5 protein-coding genes are annotated in these 7,443 nt (G+C 28.3%); all 5 read left to right on the forward strand.

All coding sequences use genetic code 11. The features are described 5' to 3' along the window. Nucleotides 1-28: 28 nt before the first annotated feature. Nucleotides 29-1,579 (forward strand): glutamine-hydrolyzing GMP synthase, encoded by a 1,551-nt coding sequence (guaA, locus tag ACPKM0_RS10440; protein ID WP_472475725.1) that lies wholly within the window; start codon nt 29-31, stop codon nt 1,577-1,579. Between the two features lie 1,169 nt (nt 1,580-2,748). After that, nucleotides 2,749-3,393: a PAS domain-containing protein gene (locus ACPKM0_RS10445; protein WP_472475727.1), complete on the forward strand. Its 645-nt coding sequence runs from the start codon at nt 2,749-2,751 to the stop codon at nt 3,391-3,393. Nucleotides 3,394-3,757: 364 nt separating this feature from the next. Then, the gene (locus ACPKM0_RS10450) at nt 3,758-4,774 is read left to right on the forward strand and encodes a PTS sugar transporter subunit IIC (RefSeq protein ID WP_472475729.1); all 1,017 of its coding nucleotides are present in this window, start codon (nt 3,758-3,760) and stop codon (nt 4,772-4,774) included. 10 nt (nt 4,775-4,784) lie between these two features. Continuing rightward, a complete protein-coding gene (locus tag ACPKM0_RS10455; RefSeq protein WP_472475731.1) occupies nt 4,785-5,780 on the forward strand; it encodes a D-isomer specific 2-hydroxyacid dehydrogenase family protein in 996 nt (331 codons plus the stop codon). Between the two features lie 173 nt (nt 5,781-5,953). Then, nucleotides 5,954-7,195 carry an MFS transporter gene (locus ACPKM0_RS10460; RefSeq protein WP_472475733.1) on the forward strand — a complete coding sequence of 414 codons (1,242 nt, stop codon included), beginning with the start codon at nt 5,954-5,956 and terminating at the stop codon, nt 7,193-7,195. The last annotated feature ends 248 nt before the right edge of the window (nt 7,196-7,443 follow it).

Below are 7,443 nucleotides of genomic sequence, written 5' to 3' on the forward strand. Positions count from 1 at the left end.
GACATAAATTTGTTTTCAGGGAGTTGAAATGGATCAAAAAAAATCTGATTTAATAGTTGTATTAGATTTCGGTGCACAGTATAGCCAATTAATTGCAAGACGTGTGCGTGAAGTAGGAGTGTATTCACAAATATTGCCATTTAATTGTAAAATCGATGACATTTTAGAATTAAATCCTAAAGGTATTATTTTTTCAGGAGGACCCGCTTCTGTGTCTGTAGAAGGATCACCAAGGGTCGATAGTAGAATTTTCAGTTTGGATATCCCAATTTTAGGTATTTGTTATGGGTTACAAGTCATGATGAAACAAAATGGTGGAGAAGTAACTTGCCCTGAGAAAAAAGAATATGGTCTTGCAAATATTGATTTTGTTAAAGATTCTATTTTATTTAATAAAATGACAGATAAATCACAAGTTTGGATGAGCCATGGAGACTCAGTATCTCAATTAGCTAAAGGTTTTGAAGTAGTAGCTTCTACTGAAAACTGTCCAATAACAGCTGTTGAAAATAAAGAAAAGAAATTTTATGGTGTTCAATTTCACCCTGAAGTAGTTCATTCTGTAGAAGGAACTCAATTAATAGAAAATTTTGTAATTGATGTTTGTGAATGTGATAAAACTTGGAGTATGTCTTCTTTCGTTGATCAAGCTGTGAAAGAAATTAGAGAAAAAGTTGGAGATAAACAAGTTCTTTGTGGTCTTTCTGGCGGGGTTGATTCTTCTGTTGCAGCAGTTCTTATTCATAAAGCAATTGGAGATCAATTAGTATGTGTTTTTGTTAATAATGGATTACTAAGAAAAGATGAAGCAGAAAACGTACAAAAAGTATTTAGAGATAATTATTCTATTAGATTACAATATGCTGATGCAGAAAATGACTTTTTAGATGCTCTTAAAGGGGTTAGTGAACCTGAAGCAAAGAGAAAGATTATCGGTAAATTATTTGTCGATACATTCTATACTGAAGCTCGCCAAGCTGGGGATATTTCTTTCTTAGCTCAAGGTACTTTATATCCTGATGTTGTAGAATCACAAAGTGCTTTCGGTGGTCCTTCATCAACTATTAAATCACACCATAATGTTGGCGGTTTACCTGAAGATTTAAAATGGGATTTATTAGAACCTCTTAGATCTCTATTTAAAGATGAAGTAAGAGAATTAGGAAGAGAATTAGGACTCCCTGAAAATATGGTAAATAGACATCCTTTCCCAGGTCCTGGTCTTGGTGTTAGATGTGTAGGTGAGATTACAAAAGAAAGACTAGATACATTAAGAGATGTTGATGCAATCTTTATTGAAGAAATTACAAAAGCTGGACTTTATGGTGAAATATGGCAAGCTTTAGCTTGTTTATTACCTGTTAAGAGTGTTGGTGTTCAAGGCGATGAAAGAACTTATAGAGAAGTTTGTTCATTAAGAGCTGTAACTAGTGAAGATGCTATGACTGCTGATTGGTATAGGATGCCACCAGAAGTATTACAAAATGCAGCATCAAGAATTTGTAATGAAGTGGCTGGAGTTAATAGAGTCCTCTATGATATTACAAGTAAACCACCTGGAACAATTGAGTGGGAATAATAGTATAAATAACATAACTCCTTTCTTGAAAGGAGTTATGTGTTAATAGCTTTTTTTGTATTTTATCTAATTTAATAACAGAATCTATTTAATCGTTATCATATTCTTGGTGATGAAATAATATTGCACAAAATGATTCAAATAAAAATCTTAATGTAGGTAAATCATTTAATAATATTTTTTTTGATATATTTAATAATGGACTGGCTAGCAGGGGCAGTGAAGAAAAAAAAATGTTTTTTATATTTATTTATAATTAACTTCACAGTATATTATATATTCATTCGGTCGTTTTCGTAATATTCATTCGGTCATTTTAGCAATATTCATTCGGTCATTTTAAAAATAACAATTTTAAATTAAAATTTCCTAGAGAAAAGAATCTTGATAGAAATAATTTAGCAAGCTCTTGTTGTTTAACTTCCTATAAAGAGTGTTGGGTTTAAGGTGTTGAGAGAATATTTATAGAAGTTTGTTCATTAAGAGATGTAACTAGTTAAGTTGATATGATTGCAGATTGGTTTAGAATCCACTAGAAGTATTACAAGTTGGAGCATCAAAAATATGTAATGAAGTAGCAAAAGTTAATATAGTCATCGATGATTTTACAAGTAAATCATCTAGAATAATTAAGTGTGAATAACAAGATAGATATATTAACTCTTTACATATTAGGGTGGTAATTAAACCAAAAATTTATGTTTTACAGTTCTTCTATCTATGTTTAATTCTTTACCTAAAGCTGAGTAATTAATACTTTTTTAATCAAAATTAACAATTATATTTCCTTTAATTATCATATTTCTTCCAAATCTTATTATTTGGGGAATTATAATCTAATTTTAGAGGTAGTCTATTTTTATTTTAAAAGGAAATGTTCACATTTAAGATATAATTAATATACTGAATTGTAAAAATTTTTGACTTGTTGATAAATAAGAACATAAAGCATAGGTTTCTTTGTGGACGTCCATTCCGATTGTGATTATAATAGTTTGCATATTGATGTGGCCTCTCTTTGCATGTGGTAATGCATGCGGTTTGTTTTTTTCTTATAACCACTTTAATGCTAAATCCACGATCTTGCAAATTCTGAGGTCACATCATATCGTTTAAATATATTGCTAATCAACTTGAATTCAATCCATGTCATTTGTATAATACTGATTATGATTTCAAAAGATTTTCTTATTTCAATGTGTAAATTTATAAGTGAAATTCTAGGACCAACTTCAGAAGTGTTATTACATAATGGAGAAAATGGTGTTATAGAATGGATAAATGATAATGCTATATCTCAAAGAAAAATTGGAGATATAAATGCAACTTCTATTTTGCAATTGCTTAATTCTAAATGTGTTAATGATAATACAGATAAAATAATTGGAACTCTAAATACATCCGAAGCCAATACTTTAATTAGAACAAGTAATTTTATGGTACGTGATGATGAGGATAAATTAAAATATGTAATTTGCATTAATCAGGATATTACAGGATTTGTTCAAATAAAACCTTTTTTGGAGAATTTATTTGCAGTCCAAAATGATAGAGTTGTTGATATTAATGAGACAAGTAATAATGCAGCCGATATAGAAGAAATAATGACTAATATTATTCTTGAAGAAGTTAAGCATGCAGATGTTTATAAATTAGAAAGTAAAGCAGCAAAAATGTCAGTTTTGATTAGACTCTATAATAGAGGTGTATTTAAAGTAAAACAAGCTATTCCAAAAGTATGTGAAGTTTTAGATATAGCACAGCCAACTCTTTATAAATATTTAAAACAAATAGAAAAAGAGGACGAAGAATAATATTAAATTTAAAATTGTGAAAAATCATCGGTTACATAGTAATTGGTGATTTTTTTTTATCTAAAAAATATAGTTAGGATAAATTTTTATAAAAAAATATAAAAATAAATACGTATATGTCTTTATAATTATCGAAAAGGAATAGAATATATGTATAATTAATATGATTTAATTCACATTAAATATACATATTTATATATAAATATAGTAATAATATTATAATTATAAAAATAATATGAAAATATAGTTAATAATTTTTATTTATTTTTGTTTGCTATATTTTAATAGATAAAATAATATTGACATATAATTAATTATATATTACTATCCGAATAGATAAAATATTATCACTTTAGGAGTAATTATGAAAGCGAAAGATTTTTCAAATAAAGTTTTAACAGGAATGAGTATTGGTATTGTTGCTGCTCTTGTTCCAAGTGCTATTTTAGGTGAATTAAGTAAAGCCTTAGGATTAGCTGGTATTGTTACAATTACAACAATGGCTGCTAGATTAGCTGCATTTGCTATGGGTTTATGTATTGCAGGTCAGTTTAAAATGAAACCAATTCATTCTGTAGCATTAGCTGTTTCAACAATGATTGGTAGTGGTGCTCTAAGAATGGTTGAAGGATCTATGGTTTTAGCAGGACTTGGAGATATAATTAATGCTGGTATAACTGCTGCTATTGCTGCAATGTTATTATTATTCTTTAATGATCGTTTTAAAAGTTATACTATGATTTTAGTTCCAACATTAACAATTGCTATAAGTAGTGCTATTGGTTTATTTACCTTACCATATGTTTCAATGATTACCGGTGCTGTAGGTCAATTTATTGCTTGGTGTACTACATTACAACCAATATTAATGGGTGCATTAATTTCAATGAGTTTTGCAATTATAATTATTTCTCCAATTTCAACAGTTGGTATCGCTCTTGCAATATCTCTATCAGGTATTGGTAGTGGTGCAGCTAACTTAGGTATTTGTGCAGCAGGTTTTGGTTTAGCAATTGCTGGTTTTGAAAAGAATGGTTGGGGTACTTCTTTAGCTTCAGTATTAGGATCTCCTAAATTACATATGGCTAATTTCTTGAAGAATCCAAAAATGGCTATTCCTTTGCTATGTAACGCTGCAGTATTAGGTGTTTTAGCAGGTATTATTGGTATAGTTGGTACTCCAATGAGTGCAGGTTTTGGTATTAGTGGATTAATTGGTCCATTAAATCACTTAGGAATTGTTGGTTATAGTGCATCAAACTGGTTAATTGTTTTACTAGTATTTATTGCTTTACCAATAGGCTTAGGTTTTGTATTTAAATATATATTCTTTAATATTGTTAAAATATTAAGTGCTGATGATTATGCAATCGAAGTATAAGGGTTTTAATATGTCAGAAAAATATAAAATAACAGCATTTGCAAGTAGACCAGATGAAAGAGGAAGTTTTGATTTATTTGAAGAGAAACTTAACTTAGATATTAATCATGTAAGTAATCAATTATCATTAGATGTAGTAAGTCAAGCTAAAGGTAGTATAGGTGTTACAGTATTAGGAAATTGTGATTGTTCAAGACCTGTATTAGAAGAATTATCCAAACTTGGTGTTAAATTTTTAGCTAGCAGAAGTGCAGGATATAATAATATAGATGTTGAAGCAGCAAAAGATTTAGGCATTAAAATCAGTAATTCGCAATATTCCCCTAATTGTGTAGCTGACTTTGCTATAATGCTTGCTCTAATGTTGAATAGAAAAGTTATTACAGGGTTAAAGAGAAATATTGCTAATGATTATTCTCTTCCAGGTTTACAAGGTCATGAAATGAAAAATATGACTGTTGGTGTAATTGGGACTGGTAGGATTGGTCAAGCTGTAATTAAAAATTATAGTGGTTTTGGCTGTAAGATAATTGGTTATGATTTATATGAAAATGAAGAAATGAAGAAATATATTTCATATGTTGATTTAGATTATTTATTAGAAAATTCTGATATTATTACACTTCACACCCCATTATTTGATAGTACTTATCATATGATTAATAAAGAAAGTATATCTAAAATGAAAAAAGGCGTTAAGATAATTAACACAGCTCGTGGTGAATTAGTTGATACTGAAGCTTTAATAGAAGGTTTAAAAACTAAACATATTGGAGCTGCTGGACTTGATGTTCTTGAAAGTGAAAAAGGTATATTCCATACTGATTGTAGATTAAAGGGTATGGTAAATGAGCAAATTTCTATTTTAAAATCTTTAGATAATGTTGTTTTGACTAATCATTTTGCTTTTTACACTGATCAAGCGGTTGAAGATATGGTTTATTGTGGACTTAATAGTTTATATCAATTTATTACAACAGGAACAGCAGATTTTCAAATAAAGTAATTATAAAAATATAATATGAATATAATAAATACAGATAGTTAAAAAATGACTATCTGTTTTTTTATATTCTATTAGGAAAAGATACATTATAATCTTCTAAATGTTTAAACTTATGTTGACAATATTATATTATAAGAATAGCGTTAATTAAATTGCATTTAAAAGGGTCTGTTATGTTTCATATTAAGCGTTCTAAAGGTATAGGGATAAAGGATACTTATATATCAAGTATCAATGTGATGCCGTTTCTACTATCTGTTTTATTTTTTGGTATTACAAATAGTATTGCTCGGGCTGTAATGAATAATTTCTTAGCTGATATTGTTGGAATTACAAAAGTTCAATTAGGAGTTGTTGAGTTTTTTAGAGAACTTCCAGGTCTTTTTCTAATTTATATATTAGCTTTTTTGTATAAGCAAAGTGATAAAAAAAATTATCAAATTGCAATATTAATATCTATATCAGGTTTTTTAGGGTTAGTTTTTTTAAGACCAACTTTTTGGATAGTAGTTACTTTCTTTGTTCTAAATAGTTTGGGTGAGCATATTGTTATGCAAGTTAGACAAAGCTTAGCTGTTGAGATGGCTAATCCAAATATGAATGGAAATGCTTTAGGCCTTATGAATGGGTTTAGATCAATCGGACGAATCTTGGGTTTTGTTATCGTTCCAGTAATATTTTGGTTTATGGCTAAATTTGGTTTTAATAGAAATGATGTAGAAAGTTATAAAGTTGTATATTTTGTTGCGATGGTTATTGCTTTTATAGCATATTTATATACTTCTAAAATTCCTAAACTAGAGTCTGAGAAAAAGACAGGACCTAAAATATATTTTCATAAAAAATATAACAAATATTACATTTTATCATTTTTCTATGGCGCTAGAAAGCAAATTTTTATTACTTTTGCACCTTTCGTATTAGTTTTGAACTATGGAGCAAGTGCTTCTTATATGTCGATTTTATTTGCAATTACAGCAGGTCTTTCAATAATATTTGCTCCTGTAATAGGTAAATTGATAGATAAAATTGGTTATAAAAAAGTAATGGTTGCTGATACTTTAATATTGATTATAGTCTGTTTCTTCTATGGCTATGCTCATAGATTATTTTCTCATAATATTGCGTTCTATATTGTAAGTCTAAACTATGTTCTTGATTCTATTTTATCTTTATGTAGTATGGCTTCTTTAGTTTACTGTAAAGATCTTTCAGAAAACCAAGAAGAATTTAGTAAAACTATTACTACAGGTATTTCTGTAAATCATTTAATTAGTATAGTCATTGCACTTTTGGGTGGTTTGATATGGCAACTTGCTGGTATTGAAATTCTATTTACTATTTCTGCTATTTTAGGTTTATTTAATAGCATTTTTGCAGCAACAATTAAAACTAGTGGTAAAGAAGTAATATAATATAAAAATAAATATAATTTAGCTTTTATCTAAAAGATAGTGATTATAAATTAAAAAGCAGCTCGAATAAGAGCTGCTTTTTTAGGAGGTTTGTATTTATATATATGTATTGTATCTACTATTCGATTGTATAAGAGATCTTTACGTTACTTACATAATCACCTGCAGGAAGTTCACTGTTACCTTCCCAACTTAAGTTAAAGTAATTAACTAATAAGTCATCATGTTTACCAGCATCTAAAACTTCA

Origin of the sequence: Pleomorphochaeta sp., assembly GCF_050031695.1 — a bacterium.
Lineage (GTDB): Bacteria > Spirochaetota > Spirochaetia > Sphaerochaetales > Sphaerochaetaceae > Pleomorphochaeta.